This window comes from Thermococcus sp. 101 C5 (assembly GCF_009372125.1).
Classification (GTDB): Archaea; Methanobacteriota_B; Thermococci; order Thermococcales; family Thermococcaceae; genus Thermococcus_A; species Thermococcus_A bergensis.
Genome location: NZ_WHIZ01000026.1, coordinates 1 through 24,050, shown reverse-complemented (window position 1 = coordinate 24,050; position 24,050 = coordinate 1). Strand labels below are relative to the sequence as shown.

The 24,050-nt window shown below is 43.9% G+C and carries 25 protein-coding genes and 6 tRNA genes; 22 read left to right on the top strand and 9 right to left on the bottom strand.

The window, feature by feature from the left end; translation table 11 throughout:
- The 6 genes from GBV73_RS05420 to GBV73_RS05395 form a co-directional block, all read left to right on the top strand.
- On the top strand, positions 1–255 hold a 255-nt coding region (locus GBV73_RS05420), incomplete at its 5' end, for a TOBE domain-containing protein (RefSeq protein ID WP_152879886.1).
- 54 nt (positions 256–309) lie between these two features.
- The gene (locus GBV73_RS05415) at positions 310–1,794 is read left to right on the top strand and encodes an L-fucose/L-arabinose isomerase family protein (protein WP_152879884.1); all 1,485 of its coding nucleotides are present in this window, start codon (positions 310–312) and stop codon (positions 1,792–1,794) included.
- 24 nt (positions 1,795–1,818) lie between these two features.
- Positions 1,819–3,732, top strand: coding sequence for an amylo-alpha-1,6-glucosidase (locus GBV73_RS05410; RefSeq protein ID WP_152879882.1), 1,914 nt, complete (start codon positions 1,819–1,821; stop codon positions 3,730–3,732).
- Complete coding sequence (locus GBV73_RS05405; RefSeq protein ID WP_152879880.1) at positions 3,713–4,672, top strand: glycoside hydrolase family 130 protein; 960 nt, start codon at positions 3,713–3,715, stop codon at positions 4,670–4,672. The genes GBV73_RS05410 and GBV73_RS05405 overlap by 20 nt, the downstream gene beginning before the upstream one ends.
- Before the next feature lie 29 nt (positions 4,673–4,701).
- Positions 4,702–6,327, top strand: a complete 1,626-nt coding sequence (locus tag GBV73_RS05400) for an iron ABC transporter permease (protein ID WP_152879890.1) — start codon at positions 4,702–4,704, stop codon at positions 6,325–6,327.
- Positions 6,321–7,334, top strand: a complete 1,014-nt coding sequence (locus GBV73_RS05395) for an ABC transporter ATP-binding protein (RefSeq protein ID WP_152879878.1) — start codon at positions 6,321–6,323, stop codon at positions 7,332–7,334. The genes GBV73_RS05400 and GBV73_RS05395 overlap by 7 nt, the downstream gene beginning before the upstream one ends.
- On the opposite strand, the gene GBV73_RS05390 is transcribed toward GBV73_RS05395, so the two are convergent.
- A complete protein-coding gene (locus GBV73_RS05390; protein WP_152879876.1) occupies positions 7,323–8,390 on the bottom strand; it encodes a thiamine ABC transporter substrate binding subunit in 1,068 nt (355 codons plus the stop codon). The genes GBV73_RS05395 and GBV73_RS05390 overlap by 12 nt on opposite strands.
- Before the next feature lie 120 nt (positions 8,391–8,510).
- Here GBV73_RS05390 and GBV73_RS05385 point away from each other — a divergent pair.
- Positions 8,511–8,588, top strand: a tRNA-Gly gene (locus GBV73_RS05385).
- Between the two features lie 156 nt (positions 8,589–8,744).
- Here the strand turns inward: GBV73_RS05385 and GBV73_RS05380 are convergent.
- Positions 8,745–9,533: a BtpA/SgcQ family protein gene (locus GBV73_RS05380; RefSeq protein WP_042701316.1), complete on the bottom strand. Its 789-nt coding sequence runs from the start codon at positions 9,531–9,533 to the stop codon at positions 8,745–8,747.
- A 339-nt stretch (positions 9,534–9,872) separates the two neighbouring features.
- Positions 9,873–10,463: an RNA ligase partner protein gene (locus tag GBV73_RS05375; protein WP_152879888.1), complete on the bottom strand. Its 591-nt coding sequence runs from the start codon at positions 10,461–10,463 to the stop codon at positions 9,873–9,875.
- Positions 10,464–10,551: 88 nt separating this feature from the next.
- Here GBV73_RS05375 and GBV73_RS05370 point away from each other — a divergent pair, with 88 nt between their 5' ends.
- Genes GBV73_RS05370 through GBV73_RS05365 form a run of 3 tightly spaced genes read left to right on the top strand, consistent with a single transcriptional unit; the run spans position 10,552 to position 12,151 of the window.
- A complete protein-coding gene (locus tag GBV73_RS05370) occupies positions 10,552–11,748 on the top strand; it encodes a hypothetical protein (protein WP_042701312.1) in 1,197 nt (398 codons plus the stop codon).
- A 57-nt stretch (positions 11,749–11,805) separates the two neighbouring features.
- Complete coding sequence (locus GBV73_RS11145) at positions 11,806–11,964, top strand: hypothetical protein (protein ID WP_216643935.1); 159 nt, start codon at positions 11,806–11,808, stop codon at positions 11,962–11,964.
- A 4-nt stretch (positions 11,965–11,968) separates the two neighbouring features.
- Positions 11,969–12,151: a hypothetical protein gene (locus GBV73_RS05365; protein WP_152879874.1), complete on the top strand. Its 183-nt coding sequence runs from the start codon at positions 11,969–11,971 to the stop codon at positions 12,149–12,151.
- On the opposite strand, the gene GBV73_RS05360 is transcribed toward GBV73_RS05365, so the two are convergent.
- From GBV73_RS05360 to GBV73_RS05350, 3 genes are read right to left on the bottom strand one after another with little or no spacing between them, the layout of a single operon-like run.
- The gene (locus tag GBV73_RS05360) at positions 12,141–14,441 is read right to left on the bottom strand and encodes a TRAP transporter fused permease subunit (protein WP_152879872.1); all 2,301 of its coding nucleotides are present in this window, start codon (positions 14,439–14,441) and stop codon (positions 12,141–12,143) included. The two genes, GBV73_RS05365 and GBV73_RS05360, sit on opposite strands and share 11 nt — an antisense overlap.
- Positions 14,431–14,865: a DUF1850 domain-containing protein gene (locus tag GBV73_RS05355; protein ID WP_253910303.1), complete on the bottom strand. Its 435-nt coding sequence runs from the start codon at positions 14,863–14,865 to the stop codon at positions 14,431–14,433. The genes GBV73_RS05360 and GBV73_RS05355 overlap by 11 nt, the downstream gene beginning before the upstream one ends.
- Before the next feature lie 23 nt (positions 14,866–14,888).
- A complete protein-coding gene (locus GBV73_RS05350) occupies positions 14,889–15,875 on the bottom strand; it encodes a TAXI family TRAP transporter solute-binding subunit (RefSeq protein ID WP_152879868.1) in 987 nt (328 codons plus the stop codon).
- A 312-nt stretch (positions 15,876–16,187) separates the two neighbouring features.
- On the opposite strand from GBV73_RS05350, the gene GBV73_RS05345 reads away from it, so the two are divergent.
- The 8 genes from GBV73_RS05345 to rpl12p all read left to right on the top strand — a co-directional run bounded on the left by GBV73_RS05345 (position 16,188) and on the right by rpl12p (position 21,677).
- The gene (locus tag GBV73_RS05345) at positions 16,188–17,006 is read left to right on the top strand and encodes a D-aminoacyl-tRNA deacylase (protein WP_152879866.1); all 819 of its coding nucleotides are present in this window, start codon (positions 16,188–16,190) and stop codon (positions 17,004–17,006) included.
- A 134-nt stretch (positions 17,007–17,140) separates the two neighbouring features.
- A complete protein-coding gene (gene ftsZ / locus GBV73_RS05340) occupies positions 17,141–18,262 on the top strand; it encodes a cell division protein FtsZ (RefSeq protein WP_152879864.1) in 1,122 nt (373 codons plus the stop codon).
- Between the two features lie 125 nt (positions 18,263–18,387).
- Positions 18,388–18,579, top strand: a complete 192-nt coding sequence (locus GBV73_RS05335) for a protein translocase SEC61 complex subunit gamma (protein ID WP_152879862.1) — start codon at positions 18,388–18,390, stop codon at positions 18,577–18,579.
- Positions 18,580–18,596: 17 nt separating this feature from the next.
- Positions 18,597–19,052, top strand: coding sequence for a transcription elongation factor Spt5 (locus GBV73_RS05330; protein ID WP_152879860.1), 456 nt, complete (start codon positions 18,597–18,599; stop codon positions 19,050–19,052).
- 13 nt (positions 19,053–19,065) lie between these two features.
- Entirely contained in the window at positions 19,066–19,557 is a 492-nt protein-coding gene (locus GBV73_RS05325) for a 50S ribosomal protein L11 (RefSeq protein WP_152879858.1), read from the top strand.
- Between the two features lie 82 nt (positions 19,558–19,639).
- Entirely contained in the window at positions 19,640–20,290 is a 651-nt protein-coding gene (locus GBV73_RS05320; RefSeq protein WP_152879856.1) for a 50S ribosomal protein L1, read from the top strand.
- Between the two features lie 5 nt (positions 20,291–20,295).
- Positions 20,296–21,312, top strand: coding sequence for a 50S ribosomal protein L10 (locus tag GBV73_RS05315; protein WP_042701576.1), 1,017 nt, complete (start codon positions 20,296–20,298; stop codon positions 21,310–21,312).
- Between the two features lie 47 nt (positions 21,313–21,359).
- Positions 21,360–21,677 (top strand): 50S ribosomal protein P1, encoded by a 318-nt coding sequence (gene rpl12p / locus GBV73_RS05310; protein ID WP_152879854.1) that lies wholly within the window; start codon positions 21,360–21,362, stop codon positions 21,675–21,677.
- A gap of 79 nt (positions 21,678–21,756) precedes the next feature.
- Here rpl12p and dcd read toward each other — a convergent pair whose 3' ends face one another.
- The gene (gene dcd, locus GBV73_RS05305) at positions 21,757–22,230 is read right to left on the bottom strand and encodes a dCTP deaminase (protein ID WP_042701579.1); all 474 of its coding nucleotides are present in this window, start codon (positions 22,228–22,230) and stop codon (positions 21,757–21,759) included.
- A 46-nt stretch (positions 22,231–22,276) separates the two neighbouring features.
- Here dcd and GBV73_RS05300 point away from each other — a divergent pair.
- A tRNA-Arg gene (locus tag GBV73_RS05300) sits at positions 22,277–22,352 on the top strand.
- 320 nt (positions 22,353–22,672) lie between these two features.
- Positions 22,673–23,293: an HXXEE domain-containing protein gene (locus tag GBV73_RS05295; protein ID WP_152879852.1), complete on the top strand. Its 621-nt coding sequence runs from the start codon at positions 22,673–22,675 to the stop codon at positions 23,291–23,293.
- 157 nt (positions 23,294–23,450) lie between these two features.
- On the opposite strand, the gene GBV73_RS05290 is transcribed toward GBV73_RS05295, so the two are convergent.
- A tRNA-Ile gene (locus GBV73_RS05290) sits at positions 23,451–23,528 on the bottom strand.
- An 8-nt stretch (positions 23,529–23,536) separates the two neighbouring features.
- A tRNA-Asn gene (locus GBV73_RS05285) sits at positions 23,537–23,612 on the bottom strand.
- A gap of 98 nt (positions 23,613–23,710) precedes the next feature.
- On the opposite strand from GBV73_RS05285, the gene GBV73_RS05280 reads away from it, so the two are divergent.
- A tRNA-Thr gene (locus GBV73_RS05280) sits at positions 23,711–23,787 on the top strand.
- 7 nt (positions 23,788–23,794) lie between these two features.
- Positions 23,795–23,872 (top strand) — tRNA-Pro (locus GBV73_RS05275).
- Positions 23,873–24,050: the final 178 nt, after the last annotated feature.

The following is a 24,050-nucleotide window of genomic DNA, read 5'->3' as shown; positions in this document are numbered from 1 at the left end:
ATAAGGCCTGAGGATGTTTATGATGCTTTGTTTGCTCAGGTGAAGGTTCCTGGGGAGAATATGGTTAGGGCTAGGGTGGATATTGTTGAGAATCTTGGTGGGGAGAAGGTTGTGCACTTGCGTGTTGGTGGTTTGAGTTTTGTTGGTAAGTTCTCGGCCGAGTCTAAGGTTAGGGAAGGGGAAGAGGTTGACGTTGTCTTTGACATGAAGAAAATCCACACCTTCGATAAAAAAACAAAAAAAGCAATATTCTAGCCCCTTTTAAATTTTTTAAGGAAAACTTATGCACAAACAAATGGGGTGATAAATTTGCTGGCTCTTGCCACCTTTACGGACCCGAGGAAGACTGCTCTTTCAATAGATAGGGAGAAAGCCCTGCTGGAAAAGCATAAAAAACTCCTGCAGGAACTCGAATCTTCTGGCATTGAAGTCTTTGACGTCAATGGAGCCCTTGGGAAATACGAAGCCCTTGAGAAGGGGGAAAACTTCGGAATAGATGATAAAGAGGAAGTCATCGAGGCTTCCAAGCTAATCGGTTCGAGAGATGTAAGCGGGATTATTCTGGGGTTGTGGCACTGGACTGAGAGCAACCTTGTAACGTTGCTTGCAAAGGAAACCAACAAGCCTTTACTTCTCTACGCTGACGATGATCCTGCCTGGGCCGGAACCACGTGTATAACCTCTGTCGGAGCTTCTCTATGGGAGAGCGCTGTGAACTATCATGCCCTGCACCATGTAAGGCTTAAAGGAGATGTGGAGAAGGTAAAAGCATGGTCAAGGGCTGCGGAAGCGGTTTCAAAGCTTTCCAGAAAATCTCTACTTCTTTGGGGGGCTCCTTATACGCTCGGAATGGAACATCTAATGGATGACCTCCCGAGACTGAAGAAGTTCATAGGAGATTTCTTAATCATTGATCAGTACGCGATAATCAAGAAGGCTGATTCAATGATTAGCGATGAAAAAGAGCGCATCCGCCTTGAGGAGTTCTTTGACTGGCTAACCCAGAAGGCGAAAGTTAAGTATGACAACAACATGCTCACGCCTGAAGTTCTGAGGAGGCAGATTGCCATATACCTTGCTGCAAAGGACATATGGAAGGAATACGAAAACGAAACAGCAGCCGTTTCAATTAAATGCCAGCCGGAGCTTAGCGAGATGTATGGGGTAACGGCGTGTCTAATTCCGGCTCTCTTCCCGTTCAATGCCGATGCAAAAGGGGAAAAGCCAATTGTGCCCGCTACCTGTGAAGGCGATGTGAAGGGAACTATAAGCTCTGCCCTGCTATTTTATCTGAGCAGGAAGCCTCCGCTCTTTGGGGATATAAAGTACGTTGACGATGAGCTTGTGTTGATAGCAAACTGTGGGGCTTCGTCTCTTTACTATGCAAAGCTCAGCGAAGACCCTGAAGAAAATCTCAAAGAGACAACCATACAGGGGCAGTGCCAAGGAAATAGCGGGGGGGCGCTAACGTATAGAACCCCACCCACTGAGCTCACTGTTGCAAGGCTCATAAGAAAAGGGGGAGAGTACTACCTCCTATACTTCCTCGCAGAGGGGGTGGAGATTACTGAAGAAATCGAGTCCCAGCTAAAATGGGGCAAACAGTGGCCTCACACAGCGATAAAGAACCCCCTTGACAAGGAAACGTTCCTAAATATAATGGGTGCGAATCATCTCTCGGCAGTTCCTGGTGACTTCACAAATGACGTCGAGTTCGTAGCAAGGATGTGGGGTATCAAAGCGATAAATCTTGGAAAAAGAGATGAGGTTGAGGAATTTTTGAATTCTCTTTAATATCTTTCTTTGGAGGTCGAGAAGATGGCAGTTATTCTATCCTATAACGGGGCTTTTGTGGTTACGAGGCAAGATGGTGATATGAAAGACGATTATGACGGCTTTTATGTGTTTGATACCCGTTTTCTGAAGGGAGTGAGGCTCAAATTGGACAAAAGCGCCATACTCATAGGAAGTTCCCAAGACGGCCCTAGGAGAGCATATTCTCATTTTTCTATAGAGGATAAAGTAGTCCTATTGAGAAAGCGAGAAATAGGGGACAACGGGGCGTATAGAGAAGAGCTCCAATTCTACAACACCTCACAAGAGAAGGTAAGTCTTAGAGTCGAATACTCCTTTAAAGTCCCGATTGAAGACATTTTTGAAGTTAGAAAATTCGGAGGGCAGAGGATTAGACGTAGAATCAAGACCTCCCTTGGGGAAGAGAGCGAATACTCGTATGCAGGAAAGGATAAGATTGAGAGAAATCTGAAAATCAAAACAAACATGAAAATCCAAAAGGGATTGGCACTTGCAGAGCTTACGTTGGACCCTCTTGAGAAAGGGACTCTTTACCTTGAATTCGTTCCGCAGGTCTCGAAAGAAAGACTTGAGGTGTTTTTAACAGCAACCACCTTCTTGCTTCCAAACGTTGTCTCAACGAACTTGACATGGCTTGATAGAGTTTTTGAAAGGGCTATTGAAGATTTAACGGCCTTAACAGCGCACACGAACTATGGGCTTGTGCCATTTGCCGGCATTCCTTATTATGCATGTCCTTTTGGAAGGGACAGCATTATAACTTCCTGGTTCTTGCTTCCATATTACCCGCAATATGCCGAGGGCACCCTGAGGTTCTTCGCCAAGATTCAGGGAAAGAAGTTTGACCCGGTTAGCGAAGAAGAGCCCGGTAAGATTCCCCATGAGTTTAGATTTGGTGAGCTGTCCCACTCGGGAAAAATGCCCTTCGCGCCTTATTATGGGACGGTAGATGCAACACCTCTTTATGTTATTTTGGCAGCGGAATACCTTCGGTGGACGGGTAATAGGGAGCTAATAGAGGAGCTCAAGCCCAATCTCACTGCAGCGGTAGAGTGGATTTTAAGGAGGCTCAAAGAGGGAGGGGGATACATAAGGTACAGGAGAGGTCTCTTGGCCAATCAGGGATGGAAAGACTCAAAGGAAGGCATTCCAACCGAGAAAGGCACCCCCACGAAACCACCTGTTGCCTTGGTGGAAGTGCAAGGATATGCCTACAAAGCCCTCATGGATGCGGCTTCACTCGGTCTTACCTCGTTGGATGCAGAGATGCTCAAAAAAGAAGCGGAAGAGCTAAAGAAACGCTTTAACAAGGATTTCTGGTGCGATGGATTCTATGCACTTGCTCTAGACGGGGACAACGTTCCATCTAAGGTAGTCTCGTCCAACATGGGGCATCTCCTGTTTACCGGGATAGCGGAACACCAGAGGGAAATAGTGGAAAGACTGTTTGATGAGGACATGTTCTCCGGGTGGGGAATTAGAACGCTCAGCTCGAAAGAAAGGGCATATAACCCATTTAGCTATCACAACGGTAGTATATGGCCTCACGACAATGCCATAATAGCCCTTGGGCTTGCATCAATTGGAGAAAGTGAAAAGGCAAAGATGCTTGCAGAGGCAATATTCAACGCTGCAAAGTTCCTTCCCAACTATCAGCTCCCAGAACTATTCAGCGGCCTTGAGAGTGAGTATCCGCTCTTATGTCCTAGAGCAAATGTTCCGCAAGCGTGGAGTGCCGCAAGTGTATTTGCATTTCTTACAGCTGTATTAGGTCTCAAGGCTGAAAAAGAGCTAACTGTATCTCCACTGCTGCCCGAGAATCTTGAGGTTTCAGCATTGGTCAGGTTTAGAGGAAAGGCGTACTTAATTGAATCCAAAAAAGAGGAGGTTACAAGATTTGAAGAGCGAGATATTTGAAAAGATTATCAAAATAGAAGGGAACAAAATCGACATAAAACCTCCAGAAAAGATTCCTCAACCTATTTTTTCTCCTTCCAGAGAAGGTTTTGATTCAAGAAATACTTACAATCCCGCGGTTATTAAAGAGAAGGACAGAATAGTAATGCTTTACAGAGCAGAATCCAAAGAAGACCAGCTGACGGGCAGGATTGGGCTTGCGATAAGTTACGATGGCATTAACTTTTTTAGACATCCAGAACCAGTAATTGAGCCGGAGTACAAGTGGGAAAGTGTTGGTGTTGAAGATCCGAGGATAGTGAAGGTTGGTAAGACGTACTATATGACTTACACCGGTTACGACGGTAAAACAGCGAGGTTGTGTCTGGCAACCTCAAAGAATATGCTAACATGGAAGAAACACGGGCCAATTTTTGAAGGTTTTGAGCACAAAAAGAACGGCATCAAAGGTTGGACAAAAAGCGGCGCAATCTTGCCAAAAAGGCTTGAAAAAGGCAATTTTAAGGGGAACTACTTAATGTATTTTGGTGATTCAAATATCTGGATGGCAGTTTCAAAGGACCTGGTCAACTGGGAGTACATGAAAGAACCTGTGCTATCTCCAAGAGAAAGGTACTTCGATAACGTTCTGGTTGAACCTGGCCCACCTTTGTTTGAGACCAGCTATGGGATAGCTTTGATTTACAACAGCGCCGGCAGATGTGGAGAGGGGTTAAAGTACAAAGTGGGACTTGCAATTTTCGATAAAGAATACCCGGATAAGGTTGTTGCGAGGACTGAAACTCCACTAATGGTTCCACAGTATGAATGGGAACTGTATGGCCACGTTAATAATGTCGTCTTTATTGAAGGCATGGTAGAGCATGAGAACAAGATTCTGCTGTATTATGGTGGGGCCGATAGGCATATTGGTTTAGCCTACTGGACAACAGACTTATAAAACCATATAACTCATTAAATCCGATGAAAATGAAGTGGAGAAACTTTATAGTTTTCCCGCCCCTTATTTTCTTATTCCTGTTCTTTTACTTTCCCCTAATTAGCATATTAAAGGAAGGTTTGTGGGATAACGGGATTACGCTGAAGTATATTCTCCAAGTAATCTCGAACAGCTACCACAGAAGGGTCATATTTTTCACCCTCTGGCAGGCACTTGCCTCTACACTCTTAACACTGTTGTTGGGGTTACCCGGGGCGTATATCTTTGCAAAATATGACTTCCCGGGCAAGGGAATTTTAAAAGCCCTTCTAACGGTTCCCTTTGTAATGCCCAGCATCATGGTTGCCTTGGGCTTTATACTCCTATTTGGGCGATCCGGAGTAATTGCACAGCTGATTGGAAGGGATCCGGGAATTCTCTACTCATGGAAGGCAATACTTTTGGCTCACGCATTCTACAATTTTCCCGTGGTCGTGAGGATGGTTTCCTCGCTTTGGCAACGTATAAACCCCCACTACGAAGAAGCTGCTCTAAGTTTGGGGGCAAGAGGATTTACCCTCTTTAGAAAAGTCACATTGCCGATGCTCATGCCGGCGATATTTGCTTCTTCAATGCTGACCTTTGTCTTCTGCTTTTTGAGCTTTTCAATTCCTCTGATCCTCGGAGGGTATCAGTATGCGACCATAGAAGTTGATATCTTCACGGCGATAATGACCCTTTTAGACTTCAAAACGGGAGCAGCTTTGGCCATAATCCAAATTTCGCTGAGTTTTGTTTTTATGTACCTCTACCTAAAAAGCCTTGATCTTTACGCAAAAGCGGAGGAGCAGAGAGTATTTAGAAAGCCAGTGTCCCTGACCCTGAGAGAACTTTTGAGCATAAAAGGGGCATTAATAGCTGTCTATTCCAGCGTAGTGTTCCTTTTTATTTTATCTCCCCTAATAGCGGTTGTTTATCACTCGTTTACTTATGGGGGCAGGTTTACACTTGAGTGGTACAGAAGGGTTTTCTCTCCGGAGTACAACCCTATATTCGGCGCAAACAGCATAACGGCAATTAGAAATTCCCTTTTCTTTGGGTTCTCTACGGTGATCTTTTCGGTACTTTTGGCCTTGAGCATTGCTTACATAATGTACAGATGGGAATTTGGGGGCAAAAACATCTTTGATGCTCTTGTGATGCTGCCTTTGGCTTCTTCTGCAATAACCCTTGGCCTAGGATACATAAGGGCTTTCCACAAGCCTCCTCTGAACCTTTTGGGCACCTGGTATCTGATAGTCTTTGCACACACGATTATTGCTTATCCCTTTGTTCTGAGGGCTATTTCCACAGTGCTGAAGAAGATAAAGCCCAGTCTAAAGGAAGCCGCCATGAGCTTGGGAGCCAACGAACTCAAGGCATTCTTGAAAGTTGAGCTTCCCCTCGCTTTTGGGGGCATAGTAGTGGGAGCGATATTTGCTTTTGCGATGAGCATAGCCGAGCTTGGAGCTACCTACATGATATACAAGCCCGAGTACACGACGATAACAATTGCAATATATCGTTTTTTAGGCTCGCGGCAGTTCGGCCCGGCATCGGCAATGTCCGTTATTTTAATGCTGGTCAGCACAATAGCCTTTATTCTAATTGAGAGAACGGGTGAGGAGATATGGTGAGGTTAAGGCTTGAGGACATAGAGTTTAAGCAAGATGATTTCAGGCTTTATATCCCCTTTTTAGAAGCAAAGCAGGGCGAGTTTTTGACCCTGCTTGGCCCGAGTGGATGTGGAAAGACGACAACACTTAGAATCATAGCGGGTTTTGAGAAGCCAGATAAGGGGAGAGTGTACTTCGATGACACCGTCGTGAACGACGTTCCTCCGTATGAAAGGAACATAGGCATCGTCTTTCAGGATTATGCGCTCTTTCCGCATATGACTGTTTATGATAATATCTCCTTCGGTTTAAAGCTTAGAAAGCTTCCTAAGGAAGAGATTAGAAGGAGGGTCTCGTGGGCTCTTGAGCTTGTGGGCTTGAAGGGGTTTGAAGACCGCTATCCCGAGCAGCTGAGCGGTGGTCAGCAACAGAGAGTTGCACTGGCAAGGGCTCTTGTAATAGAACCCCAACTGCTGCTCTTGGATGAGCCCCTTTCCAACCTCGATGCAAAAATAAGGGAAAGGCTTAGGGGGGAAGTAAAAAGGATTCAAAAAGAGCTTGGAATAACTACGATCTACGTAACGCATGATCAGGAGGAAGCCATGGCAATAAGTGATAGAATAGCTGTTATGAGTGTTGGAAGGATAGAGCAGGTTGGTAATCCCCTGCATCTCTACTACAACCCAAAAAATGAGTTTGTAGCCAAGTTTTTAGGTCTTTCCAACATTTTGGAAGTTAACGCAGAAGGGGGAAAAGCGTGTATCGGGAGCCTTTGCTTTGAAGTCAAGACAGAAGGGAGAGTAAAGATATTCTTCAGGCCGGAGAGCGTTTATGTCGAAGAGGGGGACACGGGAGAAATAGTGGACTATGAACTGCTCCCGGGTAGAATACGGCTCAAGATTGATGTAGAGGGTAATCTCATAATCGCAGAAAGATTCTTGGATGAGATACCATTTTCAATTAAAAAGATGCCAAAAAAAGTTGGAATAAGAGTAAAAAGTTTTTCAATACTTGGCTCATCCCCTTGAAGCTATTATCTCTTCTGGGCTCTTTCCTTCCACCATAAGAGCTGTCCATTCCTTAATCCAGCGTTCGAAGTTCTCCTTTACGTATTCTGGATCGAGGGTTACGGGTTTTATCTCTTCTGGCTGGAGGGCATATTTAAACACTTCTGGCAGTTCAACGTTCGGGTTTACTGGATACATCCACTGGTTGGTGGGAATAGCACTTTGGAAGTCTTCTGTGAGCATGAACTCTATGAACTTCTTTGCCAGCTCTTTGTTCTTTGCTCCCTTTACTATTCCAGCTCCCTCTATCTGCATGTAGTTGCCCTCTTCAAAGGCCACTGCCTTAACGTAAGTTATGTTGTCATAATAGACAGTTGCAGCTGGGGATGTGGCATAGCTGAGCACCAGAGGGAATTCACCGTTCATAAAGGCAGTCCAGGCTTCTGTCCATCCTTTAACTATGTGCACGTCATTTTCTTTAAGTTTTTCCCAGTAGTGGAGATATCCATCATCTCCATACACTGCTATTGTCCACAATAAGAACGCGGCTCCGGGGGAAGACGTTCTGGGATCCTCAATAACGAGCTTTCCTTTCCACTCTGGCTTTGTGAGGTCTTCAAGGCTCTTTGGAGGATTTTGCACCATGTCTTCTCTATAGTTTATTGCTATGTATCCGTAATCATAAGGCGTTAGATGGAATGTCGGGTCAAAGATGAGGTCTTCCGGGACGAGGTTTATGTTCTCTGGTTTGTAAGGTTCCAACACTCCCGCCTCAATGGCCTTTGCTAAGAGACTGTTGTCTATTCCTATAACCAGATCGGCTCTTGGGTTATCTTTCTCCAGAATCAGGCGGTTTAAGACTTCACCGGCATCTCCAATTAGCTGCAGCTCAACTTTAACTCCATATTTCTCTTCAAATTTTGGAATTACTTCACTTGCCAGATATTCAAAGCTGTCGTAGGAGTAGATAACAAGCTTTTGCGCTTCTGTGGGTGTTGTAGATGTCTGATTCTGCGTAATGCAGCCAAAAGTTGCCGCTATTAAGAGAATTCCCAAAATACTTGCGAACTTCTTCATCATCCTCACCTAAAACTAATTTTTATTTTTTCAAAACTGTGTTCTAAGAAGAGTTTAAAAACCTTCCCAATCGCAAACTTTATAAATCCAAATCCACTCATGTAAAAACGGCGGGCTTGTGCGGTGGTAGTCTAGCCTGGTCTAGGACACCGGCCTTCCAAGCCGGTGACCCGGGTTCAAATCCCGGCCACCGCACCAAACTTTTGAGCGCTTTTTCTCCAAGATCTCCAGTATTTGGAATCTTCTCCTATTTCCCGATGACTTGCTAAGCAACTTTGCAAAAGTGAGACTTTATGGGCTTTTAAAAGAGAAATTGGGGAATATACAACGGTATCCCCATAACTCGCCAGATATTTAATCCATGTGCCCTTTTCGGAGTTTTTCTGCCAGTTCGACCAGCTTTTTTGCCCTTTCTATGTCGATGTCCTTCTTTGTGTCTCCGTTTTCTTTGATCCACGTGCCAACAATGAACCCATCCGCATATTTCCACAGCGTTAGCAGGTTCTCGTAGGTTGTCCCTGAACCAATCAAAACGGGAACGTTTGAAAGCTCTTTTGCAAGCTTAAGCTTTTCCACATCCACTTCACTGCCTGTTCTTTTTCCGCTGACTATCACGGCATCTGCCAGTCCTCTTTCGACAGTGTCCATTAAAGCCTCTTCGAAGTCTCCAAAGTGGTAGGCATGCTTAACGTGAACGTCCGCAAAAATCTTGATTTTTGAGGGGAGGAGTTTTCTGAGTCTTGCAAGCTTGTGCGCTTCTCCTTCGATTATTCCCTGGTCGGTATAAGCAACTCCGCTTAGAACATTCACTCTGATGAAATCTGCTTTTGTGGCATATGCTATGGAATAGGCCGCTATAGCATCGTTTCTCAGCACGTTTATGCCAAGTGGGAGGGAAATTTCATCTCTTATTGCTTTTGCAATAACGCTCATGGAAGCAACTGTTACAGGTTCGACGGTTTTTGAGAAAGGCACGTCGTTAAAGTTTTCAACCATTATTGCATCAAATCCCGCTCTTTCTAATTTTTTCGCCTCTCTTAGTGCGTGTGCAATGACTTCATCAAAATCATTTTGGTAGAGGTATGAGCCAGGCAGAGGCCTGAGATGGATCATTCCGATTAGTGGCTTGTCTTCGAAATTCATGGGATCACCAGAAAAAAATGGGGGCAGAGATAATAAGTTTTTCTAACCGGCTTTACTGAAAGCCTCCGCAATGGAAGCCATGCTGAGCTCCTCTCCTAGAGGGTGGGGGTTCATCTCTACCCCTTAACCGGTGGCACTCAAGCTCTCTAGGATTGTCGTTCCAACTCAGGTATCCCTAACTACTGAACGGGCATTTTTGAGATCGTATAAGGCTTTCGACACTCCAAAAATTAACCCTGAATTACTGCAAATGAACAAACCTGACCTCCTTCCCGCCGTGAAGGGCGAGGCTTTCAAGAGAAAAAAGTAAGAAAACAACCAGAAGAATGGGAGTTGAGACTATTTGCCCATTTTCTCTACGAGTTCGTCCAGAACTTCTTTGAACCTTGCCGCATCTGTCCATTTGATCCCCATCTTTTGAGCCCACGTTAAAATTCCAACATCTGCAGAAACAATTGTCGCATCAAGCTCTTTGGCCAAGAGGATAAGCTCGAAATCCTCTTTACTGTCTACGATTCCTTCTCGTAGGGCTTTTCTATAATTCCTTCTGAGCTTCTGAATTATTGCATCTACGTTTTGGGTGTATATAACGCTCTCTCTCACGGCCTTTTCAGCTACTCTCAGACCCTTATCTATTCTTCTCCTAATATCCTCTATGAGTTCATAAACGACGAAAGCTGGTATTTTAATATCGTGCACATTGGGGGGCTTTTTGATTATATAAAGCTCGATGTCGGGGGAAACCTCTTCGAGTTCAACGAAATGAGTTACCTCTTTGTAGATGCCGGGAGGCATGTAGAATTCGACCCTTCCAAAAAGCCTCTCTGCATATTCTAAAAACTTTTTCATAGCTTCTGTAGGATTTTCCCCAAACTTATTTCTAATCTCGGGATTAACAAAGATGCTTGTGTCAAGTACAAAGCGGATCATTTTCACCACAACCTATTATTGTTCGTAAACTTTAAAACAGTAACCGCCAATTTAAATAGTCTCAGCACTTTTATTGGGAGGTTGTAAAATGAAAGTAGGAGTAGTATTTGGAATTAGTGAACTTGCAAATCCAAAAGCCTTTGAGAAGAAAACTTCTGAGTTCTTGATGAAGCTTGCCAACGAGTTTGAAATTGAGGGAGGAGTGTTTGTATCTTCAAAATCAGAAACGAGAGAGGTAGACTTCAAGGACGTTGATGTCATAGTACTGTACCCCCTAACCGGTGGCACTGAGAATCCTCTCAAAGAGTTTGCGTACTATAGAAAACCGATAATCCTATTCGGAGATCCATTTAACAACTCAATTGCCGCTGCAATAGAGCTCAGGGAGTATTTTAGAGAGAGGTTAATCCCGGCAACACTGGTTAAAAGCTTTGATGAACTTAAGGCTGCTATTCTGGGTTATGAGGATATGGGAGAAATCTTGGGCAAGTTCCTAAACCTCAGACTGGGGTTGATTGGAAGGACTTCTGTATGGCTTATAAACGAGAAGTTCGAGCTTCCTTATGTGCACATAAGTCTGAAGAAGTTCTATGAGTACTATGAATCAACAACGGAAGCTGAAGGATGGAAAGTTGTCGAGGAAATAATCGCAAAGGCCAAGGAAATAAAGGAACCTCAGCGAGAAGACCTTGTAAAAGCTGGCAGAATCTATGTGGCCCTTAAGAAAATAGTTGAGGACTATAATCTTGACGGGTTTGCGATAGGATGCTTTGAGATGCTGACCAAGCTTAAAGCTACTCCCTGCTTGTCTCTGGCAATCTTCAACGCTGAGGGCATTCCCGCTGCATGTGAGGGAGAACTGAACTCCCTACTGGGAATGGCATTAATAAGGAAATTCTTTGACAAGCCGGCATTTATGGGCAATATCGCAGACTACGGGGACGATCACATAATACTTGCTCACTGCACAGCACCCCTGATAGGTGGCTACATTCTCAGGTCTCACTTCGAGAGTGGAATGGGAGTTGGAGTGGCGGTAAGCCTTCCTAAAGGAAAGGCATCCCTCCTGAAAATCAGGGGCAGAAAAGCTGTAGTAGCTGATGTTGAGGTCTTGGAACAGGAAATGAGCGAGCACAGGTGCAGAACTCAAATGAAGCTCAAAATCACAGAGGCAAAAGACTTCATTGACGGAACCCTTGGCAATCACCATCTACTGGCATATGTGGACAGTGAAGAGCTTGCTGACCTGCTGAGCGAGCTTGGCTTTGAAGTTATGCTCTACTGATCTTTACCTTTTTTAGCTGTAAGGTTTATTAGTTCTCCATGCATTATTTTAAAATTGGTGATTGTAATGGAGTTTAGTGAAAAAGAAAAGAAGGTGCTTATGTACATTTTAGATAAGATAATCGACTTCGTGATAATAACCTCTGCAGTCGCAATTGGCTTTATAATAGCCTCAGGTTTTGTTGCGAAGCAGATATCTCAGGCCCTCGGAGGATGAAGCAATGGGGAGGCCGGCTCAGGCGGCTGTAGAGTACCTGATGATGATAGCCATCATTCTAATAATAATCTTTTTTGTCACTCAGCTCATTAGAAGAACCGTCTTAAACGCTGCACAGAACATCCAGAACCTCACCCAGTCAATAATTGAGGAATTGCAAAAAACAAAAGAAGAAATCAACCCATAAGCTTTTTGCCAAAAAGCCTAAGTCCTATGACTGTTACCACTCCAATTGCAACCGGAATTATGTGAAGGGTTGCTGCACCAAATCCTATTGCTCCGATAACGGCTCTTACCTCTTTTCTAAGGTTCTTTCTGAACCAGCCGGTAAGCGATATTGCCAGCAGATACATAACCAGAAGTGTAGCTCCGAAGTCGTAAAGTACCTGGAGAGTTGTTGTTAATGTCCACTTTTCTACAGTTATTAAGAACATTTCTGGGTGGGTAAAGTATATGTATGGGCCGATGTATCCCGCTAAGGCATATTTTACAGCGTTCAAGGCTGTCTTCCAGAAGTCTCCTCCCGCTAAAGCTGAACCAGCGTAAGAGGCTAAAGCCACTGGTGGGGTAACATCTGCAAGTATTCCAAAGTAGAATACAAAGAAGTGGGCTGCAAGCAAAGCTATTGGAACTGTAAATCCGGGAACGGGAGAGCTGTAGGGCTGTAAGCCTAAGACTGCATGATATATTGCTGGAGCTGCTACAAGAGAGGTTATAATATAGTTTGCCGTTGTTGGCACTCCCATTCCTAAGATCAGGCTGAATATCATTGTTAGTACTAGCAGAAGCCAGAGATTCCCTGCAGCTAGGTCGATTAACCTGTACCCCAAACTCGTTACCAACCCAGTCATTGTAAGTACTCCTTGGATAAGCCCAGCACTTGCCGCTGCCAGCATTACACTTGTGCTCGTTTTTCCGGCATCTATCATAGACTCGTAGGTAGCCGAGTACATTTTCTTGCCGTCCTCACTCTTTGAGACATATCCAACTATCAGAGAGAAAACTATCCCCATGATACCGCTCATCAGCAGTATTTGCTCTCTTCTCATCCCCAGGTATTTGGTTAGAGCTACGAACAGAATGAAAAGTAAGCTTATGTACAGCTTTTCGTTAAATTCCAGCAATTTAGTTGAAAAGGCCATCACTACTAGAGATAATGCGAGCAGAACAAGGACTATTGTTACTGGTGATGCTATTTCTCTGCCGGTAAACATAAGGATTGTGGTTGCTATTAATGAAGCTACGTAAATTCCTTCATGTCCTTTGATACTGTCCTTTGATATCCATGCAACCCAGATTGCTATTCCCAGAGAAGAAATTGCTGATATGTGTGGAGGGATACCCCAGACTAATGCCGCTGTAATAACGGCTATTGGAAGTAATATGTAGAGCTTTCTAATGAAGTATCTAAGAGGCATGAACTCTTCTCTTGGCATTCCTTTCAGTCCAAGTCTCTTTGTTTCTAGGTCTATGAATAAATATACACCCGCATAATAGACCAAAGCGGGGAGCACAGCTGCTATGATTAATTTGTTATAGGGAACTCCAAGAAATTCAGCCATAATAAAAGCTGCTGCACCCATTATAGGGGGCATTAACTGTCCGCCCGTAGAGGCAACGGGCTCAACGGCTCCTGCAACCTCTGGAGGATAGCCAGCTTTTTTCATTAGGGGTATGGTGAAAGTTCCTGTAGTCAAAACGTTAGCAACGCTTGATCCACTTACAGTTCCCATTAGTCCGCTTGAAATAACTGCAGCCTTTGCGGGCCCTCCCGGGCGGGAGCCAAAAAGGGAAATCATAAATTCTGTTATGTAATCGCTTATTCCGATTTTTAGCAAAAATGCTCCAAAAAACACAAAGGCAAAGACGTAAACTGTCATGACGAAGAATGGGACTCCAAAGATTCCTTCATCAAAATACAGTTGTTGGGTAAATCTAATCCAGTTAAATCCTATATCGTTTATTCCATAAAGCAAAAACACAACCACGACAAGTGGAAGAACCCACCCAAGTACTCTTCTTGTTGCCTCAAGTACTAGTATTATTGCCATCACACCAAAGACAACATCGGTTAGGTATACTTCTGCGTATGTTGCGTACCTTTGGTACACAAAAAACAGGTACATTGAGGAAATAACTCCAAGCGCTGCTAGTATGTAATCGTACCATGGAACTCTTTTGAGATATTGTTCTTTTTTCTTTATTGGGTAGAGAAGATACGTTATTAAGAGAATCATTGCCAGAACAAAGGCCTCTCCCTGCTTTGTCTGGAAAGTTATCTTTAATGGGGCGATGCTTATTCCCATTTTCGAGAAGAGGTCATAAAGGGTGTAATTAAAGTTAAATATGAAGAGGATTTCGTAGAGGCCTATCAAAATTGCTGCTAGTTTTATAACATTCTCAAGTTTTGGGGGAAGAGTTCTCGTTTTTTCAATTACAATTTCCTCCGCTTTTTCAAACTTTTCTTCAATTTCCATATCCGCACCCCCCCATTATGGCAAGTATAAGCGGGCATTTTTTCACATTAAAATTCACAAGAGCTTCTTTTGTTATAGACAATACGACATCTTTGTTCACGATAATCTTTGCGTGATTTAAAGGAATAAACCAAAAGCTGAGGCTCTTCCCGAGGGGAATGTTGACTTTTTTAACATAATATCCACTTTCCGAGTATTGGACGTCCTCTGGAAGACCCGCTCCAAAGTCCTTCCACAACATCCCGATGGCATAAATACCCGTTTTATTGACTTTAAGCTCTTCTATGACTTCACTTCTCTGAACACTGTGAATGTACGTGATTTCTACGTCCTTTTCACCAAGAAGACCCACATAAGAGTGAGTCCCATCACTAATTATAAGGACGTCTACAGGAAAAAGAAGTATTGCAAAAAAGGGGAGCAAAAAAAGAAACCCCTTCAAGCGATTCACCCTTTAAGCTCTTCTGGAATGCTTAAGCCTTTCTCCTCATAGTATTTTATTGCTCCTGGGTGGAGTGGTATGCTCATACCATCGAGGGCTGTTTCCAAGCTTATGGCTTGGGCTTTTTGGTGTTCAGCTCTTAACTGGTCTAAGTTTTCGAAGAGAATCTTTGTCATCTGATATACAGTATCTTCTGAAAGGTCTGCACTTACTGCGAGCATTGCTTTAACAGCTAAAGTTGGTGTGTCTTCTTCAACACCATTGTATGTTCCCGTTGGCACAACTTGTCTAACATAGAATATGTATCCCTGTTGTCTAAGCTTGTTGAGAATGTCATCTGAAATTGGAAGGACTCTAACTGGGGTTTGCACTGCTATTTGGTTAACTGATGGGGTTGGAATTCCAGAAACAATAATGGCCGCATCTACTTGGCCGAGTTTTAGACTTTGTGAGGCTTCATTGAAGTCTTGATTTACTTTTTCAATGCTGTCCCATATACCAGCTGCTTTAAGCACTTGCTCTGCAGCAACGGCTACTCCGCTTCCAGGAGCACCTATGGCCACTTTCTTTCCGGCCAAATCTTGGAGAGTCTTAATATCGCTGTCTGCCCTAACGATAAATTGGACTGTTTCTGGGTAAAGTGCTGCAACGCCTCTAATGTTCTTTATTGCCTGTCCTTCAAACATATAAAGGCCGTTGTAGGCATAGTAAGCTACATCGTTCTGAAGAATCGCGGCTTGGGCGTTTCCATCCCCAATTGCCTTTGCGTTTGCTACACTTGCACCGCTTGTAACTGCCTTAGCTGGGATATCGTTTTTAGTCAAAATCTCGGCATATCTGGAGCCAAGAGGGAAGTAAACTCCTCCAGTTCCACCGGTATAGATGGTTATTTCCTGGCCTTGGGTTGTTGTCTGGGTCCCCTGTTGTGTACAGCCCGAAACAATCAAACCAAGGGCCAAAACAAGTATCAAACCAAGTGTTTTCCAATTCATTTTTTACATCTCCTCGATATTTTGTACATACATTCAAATAATTTCATGTACACTACAGTATTTGTTTTGTATCCATGTCTGGTTATATACCTTACGGTCATAAACTTTTACTTGCCCGCACATCATTAATTCTAGTTATTTGGGGCTATGTTGTTGAAAATTTCAGCGGAATGTTTTTATCTTGATCAAAGAGTCTTTTAGAAGGGTTTGTCTTTAAAAGAACTTTGCCATTACATATGTAGGGGCAAGGCGATGTGAGGGCCAGAACGCTAGATTTTTATGGTAGAACTCAATGCCTCATAGGGGATAAAAATGAAGGTTATCATGACGACCAGTGTTGATTTGGCTTCCATGAACATCAAGCACAAGCTGGTTGAACATTTTGGATTCAAAGAAACAGAGCAAGAATTCGATAAAAGCCCTGTCTATCGTTGGAAGGACGTCCTTCTATTGACAACAGATAGAGAAATGATATACTACGATAATCTAGACATAGAGATAGCAAAGCAGCTTAACATAACCCCGGAGATAATAATCTTCGCATCGAGGCATTCAAGTGAGAAGAAGCTCCCGGCTTTAACGACCCATGTCACTGGAAACTGGGGAAAGGCTATGTACGGAGGGAAAGATGAAAGCTTGGCTATTGCAGAACCAAGGGCAATGAAACTTGCTCTTCTAAAGCTACACGAATTAAATACTCTGGATTGGACAGTATGTTATGAGGCGACCCATCACGGCCCAAGTGAACTTGAAGTGCCCTCTCTTTTTGTAGAAATTGGCTCCAGTGAAGAGGAATGGAAAAATGGGGAAGCCGGTGAGATAGTTGCGGAGACAATTGTCTATGTTTTGGACAACTACCAAAAAAGTAAATTCAAAACCGCAGTTGGGATCGGCGGGGGTCATTATGCTCCAAAGCAAACAAAAACAGCCCTAATTTCAGATATTGCTTTTTCGCATATAGCCCCAAAATACACTCATCCCTTATCCAAAGAAATGCTTGTTAAAGCCATAAACAGAACATCAGGAAAAATTGATGCGATTTATGTTGATTGGAAGGGCAGTAAAGGGGAAACAAGGCAAGTTGCAAAGAGTTTGGCTGAAGAGCTGGGTTTGGAATTTATCAAAGACTGACAAAAGAAGCGAAATGCTTAAAGCTTTAAAAGTGCACATTGTAAATATCAGCTAAACTAATTTGACTAAAGGTTTATATATGTAGATAGTGTGAAACAACATTTAGAACTGTTATCAATTGGGAGGGTGAAACAATGCTGAAGCTAATTGAAAATGCAATAGAAAGAACCTCCACTGGGACAAATGTTCCGGTTGAAGCACAAACCCCATCTTCTGACATTGATGAGGAGCTTAAGAAAATACTCGAACAAGTGCAGGCAAAGATATATGTTGTTGGTGTCGGTGGTGCGGGTTGCAACACTATCAATAGAATGATGGAAGTTGGAATCGAAGGTGCCAAGATAATTGCTATTAATACCGATGCTCAGGATCTTTTAAAGGTAAGGGCTCACAAAAAGATACTCATTGGTAAAGAGCTTACAAGAGGGCTTGGTGCCGGAAACAACCCAAAGGTTGGCGAAGAGGCTGCAAAAGAAAGTGAGAGAGAAATAAGGGGGGCCCTTGAAGGAGCTGACATGATCTTCATAACCTGCGGTCTTGGAGGAGGAACCGGAACTGGTGCCGCTCCAATAGTTGCGGAGCTGGCAAAGAAAATGGGAGCTCTAACAGTTTCTGTAGTAACGCTTCCATTTACTGTTGAAGGCATAAGAAGAATTAAAAACGCTGAATACGGTCTTGAGAGGCTTAGAAAGAACAGCGACACTGTTATCGTTATTCCGAATGACAAGCTCATGGAAGTTGCACCCCAGTTACCAATTCACATGGCATTCAAAGTTGCTGATGAAATTCTTGTTCAGGCTGTTAAGGGCATTACAGAACTGATTACAAAGCCAGGTCTGGTTAACCTCGACTTTGCCGATGTAAAGGCAGTTATGAAAGACGGCGGCATTGCCATGATTGGTATTGGGGAAAGTGACAGCGAAAAGAGAGCTTTAGAGGCAGCAACACAGGCATTGAACAGCCCATTACTTGATGTGGACATAAGCGGCGCTAAGGGGGCATTAATAAGCATTGCAGGAAGCGACGTTAAACTCGAAGAGGCACAGCAGATAATTGAGCTCGTTACAAGCAAGCTTGATCCAGAGGCGCAGGTTATCTGGGGAATACAACTTGACCCAGAGCTTGAAAAGACAATTAGAGTAATGGTCGTTGTGACTGGAGTTAGCTCTCCTTATGCAGTAGTTGAGGAATCCGAAAGCCCATATTCCCCGGATGAAGAAAAGAAAGTCATCAAGCTCGATTTAACCGAGCTTTGATTTTAATTTAATCTCTCTAGCTTTTTGTTCTTCCTTAACTTTTATAAATAAGTTGAGAGTATGTAAGCATAACTTTTAAATACTTATGGAATAGTCAAGTCTGAAAGTCGTGAGAGGTGTTAAAAATGACAGAGAGCTATATAGAAAAGTTTAAAAACTTCATCTCTGAGTCGAAGAGGGTTTTCGTTGTTACCAAAAAGCCCAGCTGGAAGGAATACAAGCTCGCTGCTAAGATAACGGGTATTGGAATTATTTTGATAGGCCTTATTGGCATGTTTATCCACATTATTGGTGCTTTAATAGAAGGTGGAGCATAACCCCTTTGGTGGTTGAGATGACGTCGAGGATATTTGCAGTAAGGGTAACAGTTGGACAGGAAGAAACAACTGCTAAGCTAATCTACAGTAAGGCAAGGACTTATAATCTGCCTATTATGGCTATTTTAGCACCTTCTAAGGTTAAAGGGTACATCTTTGTTGAAGCCACAGAGAAAGCCGCAGTGGACGAAGCAATCAAAGGCATCAGACATGCAAAAGGTACCCTGCCAGGGGAGATATCCTTTAGTGAAGTGGAGCACTTCCTTGAAGAGAAGCCCGCAGTCAGCGGATTTGAACCTGGAGACATCGTTGAGCTTATTGCCGGTCCGTTTAAGGGAGAAAAGGCTAAGGTTGTTAGAGTTGATGAGGCAAAGGATGAGATTGTTGTTGAGCTCATCGGTGCCATAGTCCCAATCCCCGTTACAGTTAGGGGTGAATACGTTAGGCTTATAAGCAAACGCTCAGAGGAGTAGAGGGGTGAAGAGGATGACAAAAAAGCAAGTTGTTGAAGTGTTGGTTGAAGGTGGTAAAGCTACTCCTGGTCCTCCATTAGGTCCAGCAATTGGTCCACTTGGATTGAACGTTAAGCAGGTAGTTGATAGAATAAACGAGGCAACAAAAGATTTTGTGGGAATGCAGGTTCCAGTTAAGATCATTGTAGACCCAGTGACAAGACAATTCGAGATTGAGGTCGGTACTCCCCCAGTAAGCCAGCTTATCAAGAAGGAGCTTGGCCTTGAGAAAGGTTCAAGCGAGCCAGGGAGAACCATTGTTGGCAACTTAACAATGGAACAGATCATCAAGATAGCAAGGGCAAAGAAGCAGCAAATGCTTGCGGCTGACCTAAAAGCTGCAGCTAAGGAAGTCATAGGAACAGCATTAAGCATGGGAGTTACCGTAGAAGGTAAAGACCCAAGAGAAGTGCAGAAGGAAATCGACGAAGGAGTTTATGATGAAGTGTTTGCAAAGGCAGAGTGAGGGAAAAGTTTAAAAATCTCTCCTTTTACGAACTTTTGATTTTTCCTTTCGGCTTAAATAAAAAAAGAGGGAGGTCAAAAAAATGGCCTTTGACAAGCAAAAAATCGTGGAAGCGGTGAAGGAGGCTAAAGCCCGGGCTAAGCCGCGCAACTTCACACAGACCGTCGAAGTGGCAGTAAACCTCAAGGATATTGACCTTAGAAAACCTGAAAACAGGTTTAAGCTTGAGGTTGTACTGCCACACGGCCGTGGGAAGGAGCCAAAAATCGCGGTCATCGCTGATGGTGCCGTTGCCGAGGCGGCTAAAAAGCTCGGGCTTGATGTAATTAGTGGTGAGGAATTGGATGAATTGGCGAGCAACCCAAGGGCTGCGAGAAAACTAGCCAAGAAGTATGACTTTTTCATAGCAGCTGCTCCGCTGATGCCAAAGATTGGTAAAACCTTGGGTAGGTTCTTAGGTCCAAGAAACAAGATGCCTGTGGTAGTTCCACCTACAGTAACGGATCTTACTCCGTTTGTTGAAAAACTTAAAAAGACCGTGAGAATACAGCTCAAGAACAACCCAGTAGTGCACGCTCCAGTTGGCACGGAAGACATGGACGACGAAAAGCTCGCAGAGAACATTGAGACAGTGCTCAATGCAATAATCGGACAGCTCGAAAGAGGAGAGAGCCAAGTTAAGTCAGCATACGTCAAAACAACAATGGGCCCAGCTGTAAAAATAGAGGGGTGATATAGATGGCTCACGTTGCTGAGTGGAAGAAAAAGGAAGTTGAAGAACTTGCCAAGCTTATCAAGAGCTATCCAGTGGTTGCCCTCGTAGATGTAGCAGATGTTCCAGCTTACCCCTTATCAAAGATGAGGGAAAGCCTTAGGGGCAAGGCTGTGCTTAGAGTTTCAAGGAACACATTAATCGAACTTGCAATCAAGAAGGCAGCTCAGGAGCTCAATAATCCAGAGCTTGAAAAGCTTGTTGATCACATACAAGGTGGAGCGGCTATCCTTGTTACAGAAATGAACCCATTCAAGCTTTACAAATTCCTGGAAGAGAGTAAAAAGCCAGCTCCAGCTAAGCCCGGAGTTCCAGCTCCAAAAGACATTGTGGTTCCTGCTGGACCAACACCTCTCTCACCAGGACCTCTCGTAGGTGAGATGCAGGCTTTGGGAATTCCTGCAAGAATTGAGAAAGGTAAAGTTTCAATTCAAAAAGACACCGTAGTACTTAAAGCTGGCGAGATTATAACTCCTCAACTTGCTAACATCCTCAACCAGCTGGGAATTGAGCCTCTCGAAGTGGGGCTCAAACTGCTCGCTGCTTACGAGGATGGCATTGTTTACACACCGGAAGTCCTCGCAATTGACGAGGAACAATACATCAGCATGATTCAGCAGGCTTACATGCACGCATTCAACTTGTCCGTAAACGTTGCATACCCAACAAAGCAAACAATCGAGGCAATCATACAAAAGGCATTCCTTGGCGCGAAGAATGTTGCTGTGGAAGCAGGATACATTACCAAAGAGACTGCTGGAGACATACTTGGCAAGGCATTCAGAGTTGCATTGCTCATAGCCCAGCAGTTGCCAGAGGACTTGCTTGATGAGAAGACCAAAGAACTTTTAAACCAACAAGCACAAGTTATAGCGGCTCAGCCTCAGCCAGCTGAAAAGGCTGAGGAAAAGGTTGAGGAAGAGGAAGAAGAAGAGAAAGAAGAGGAGGAGGCTCTCGCTGGATTGGGAGCTCTGTTTGGTTGATGCGTATCAAATAACAAAAAATAAAGATAACTCGGAGGTGTAAGGAGATGGAGTATGTATATGCTGCTTTATTGTTACACGCCGCTGGTAAGGAGATAACCGAAGAGAACATAAAGGCTGTACTCCAAGCTGCTGGAGTAGAGGTTGACGAGGCAAGAGTGAAGGCTCTCGTTGCAGCCCTTGAGGGCGTCAACATCGAAGAGGTTATAGAGAAGGCCGCAATGCCAGTTGCAGTTGCAGCCGCTCCAGCTGCAGCTCCAGCTGCTGGAGCTCCTGCAGAGGCTGCTCAAGAAGAGCAGCAAGAAGAGGAAGAGGAAGAGAAGGAAGAAGAGGCTCTCGCTGGACTTGGAGCCCTCTTCGGCTGAACTCTCTTCATTTCTTTATATTTCGTTTTCCCAAATTTACAGAACGGATTTTTTGCTGTGTAATATAAAAGAAAAGGAATCATTTCTTGGATTTTCTCTTGGATAAAACTAAATGTTGGCTTCCCTGATAACTGCCCTTGTACGGATTGCGCGCTGGCTCTTCAAGTCTTATGAATGCTATCTGTACGAACCTCTCCCCGTAATGGAGGACTACTTCTTCTTCAGAACTGTTAAACAATGCTAACGTGAGGTTCCCATCCCACCCAGGGTCAACCCATGCAAAGCTCCCCAAAAGACCTTCCCTTGCAAAAGTGCTCCTCAGTCTCATGTCTCCCATGATGTCATCAGGGAGCTTCACTCTTTCTAGGGTCAGGATCAAGGCATGTCCTTTGGGGGGAATAACCACCTTCCCTTCTTTTTCAACATCTATGAACCTTCCATTGACCATGGCTTCTTTTCCGACCCTTAAGTCGTAGCCTGCTGGTTGAAGAGATTCTTCGCTGAATGGTTCTATTAGGATTTCCTTTCTAATTTTGTGGTCTGGCAGTATCATTTTATCACCGCAACTTTTATTTATGCATACATTATAACTCTTTTGAGGGCCCGTGGCCTAGGGGATTGGGCGTCGGCCTTCGGAGCCGAAGGTCCCGGGTTCGAATCCCGGCGGGCCCGCCACATACTTAAAGCCATTAGCTAAAGAATAGTCGAAATTTCAATTCTGCTCAATGTTCTTTAAAGTTGGACTGTGGAGGATATTGTTTACTTATTGTGAAGGGGATACTTCACTTACTCCCTAAAGAGTGAGTCTTGAAACGAAAAAGCATTTAGTTCTACATGCTATTGCAAATCTAAGGAGCTGAACAAGTACGCAAGCATAACTCTTTGTTAAATCTATGACTATCCAATGAGTATTCTAAAAAGACCTTAAAAAGTTAGGTAGCAACTTAATACACAGCACATAGGTGCCATACCTTATAGACAGGGGGTGAGAGAAAATGAAGCCTGCTCAATATTATGAATGGTTGAAGAGGGAATGGGCAAAGGTGGGTCTGATTCTTTCTATTTATCTCGTTGTTTTCTTGTTTGTGTTTGTGCGCAATTATGATTTTGTAGTGTTCCTTATCCTATTGCAAACACCTCTCTACATGCTTCATCAGACAGAAGAGTACGTTTTTCCAGGAGGATTTGATAAGTTTTTCAATACAAAAATACTCAAGACAGAAGCAGAAAATGGGCCTCTAAATCCTACCGTCGTTTTCTTTTTAAACGTTCTCTTAATATGGGTAGCTTTACCATTGTTTGGTTTGTTGTCAACTATTAATTATAAATTCGGTCTCTGGATTCCGTATTTTTCACTATTTGCAGGGATAGCTCATATTTTGTTGTCAATCAGGGCTAGGAGGGTATATAACCCAGGGCTGTTTGTAAGTTTGTCTCTGAACATTCCTGTGAGTCTGTGGTCAATTATTTTCCTAATGAATCAGGGTATTCTTAGTAGCTTCTTGAACTTCCACTTCGTAATAGGACTAGCTATAAATGCCTCACTTCCAATTATGGCAGTAATTCTGCTTAGAAACTATAGAAAAAGAGAAACTTTAACCTCTTCTAAATCCTAAGGAAAAAGATGTTCTCCTTTCTCTCAACTTTCTTCTTGTTAGCTAAGGATGTGGAATGCAGAGTTATACATTCTGGACTCTCATAAGAAGCATTGACTTTTAACTATCTGGAACTTAAAAACGCATTGTATTGTCTTCCGCTAATACTGGGGAAAAGTGGTGGGCCCGGGGGGCTTTGAACCCCCGACCACGCGGTTATGAGCCGCGCGCTCTGACCAGGCTGAGCTACGGGCCCACAAAGACTGGCGCCGCCGGCCCGACTTGAACGGGCGACCACCGGATTAACAGTCCGGCGCTCTACCGACTAAGCTACGGCGGCACGAACCCAATCATAGGGAACATAAGTGGATTTATAAATCTTACGGTGGTGCTTAGGCGAAAAGTTTATATACCAACTTAAGCCTTTCTTCATTCGGTGCCCCGGTAGCCTAGCCTGGTGGGGCGGCGGACTTGTAATCCGCAGGCCGCGGGTTCAAATCCCGCCCGGGGCTCCATTGCAATGGGGCCGTGGGGTAGCTTGGTCTATCCTGCGGGCTTTGGGAGCCCGTGACCCGAGTTCAAATCTCGGCGGCCCCACCATTTTAATGATCACATAAGTACGTCAATGAAGTATTGAGGCGCTCAAAAGAGTTCTTAAACTTTACGCAAACAATATAAACTCTCTTTCAGACTAAACTCACGGGGCGTGTTTAGTTTCACCCCCTGTTATTTAAACAGTATTTGACTCTGAGGAGGATTTTCAGACCATAACACATTA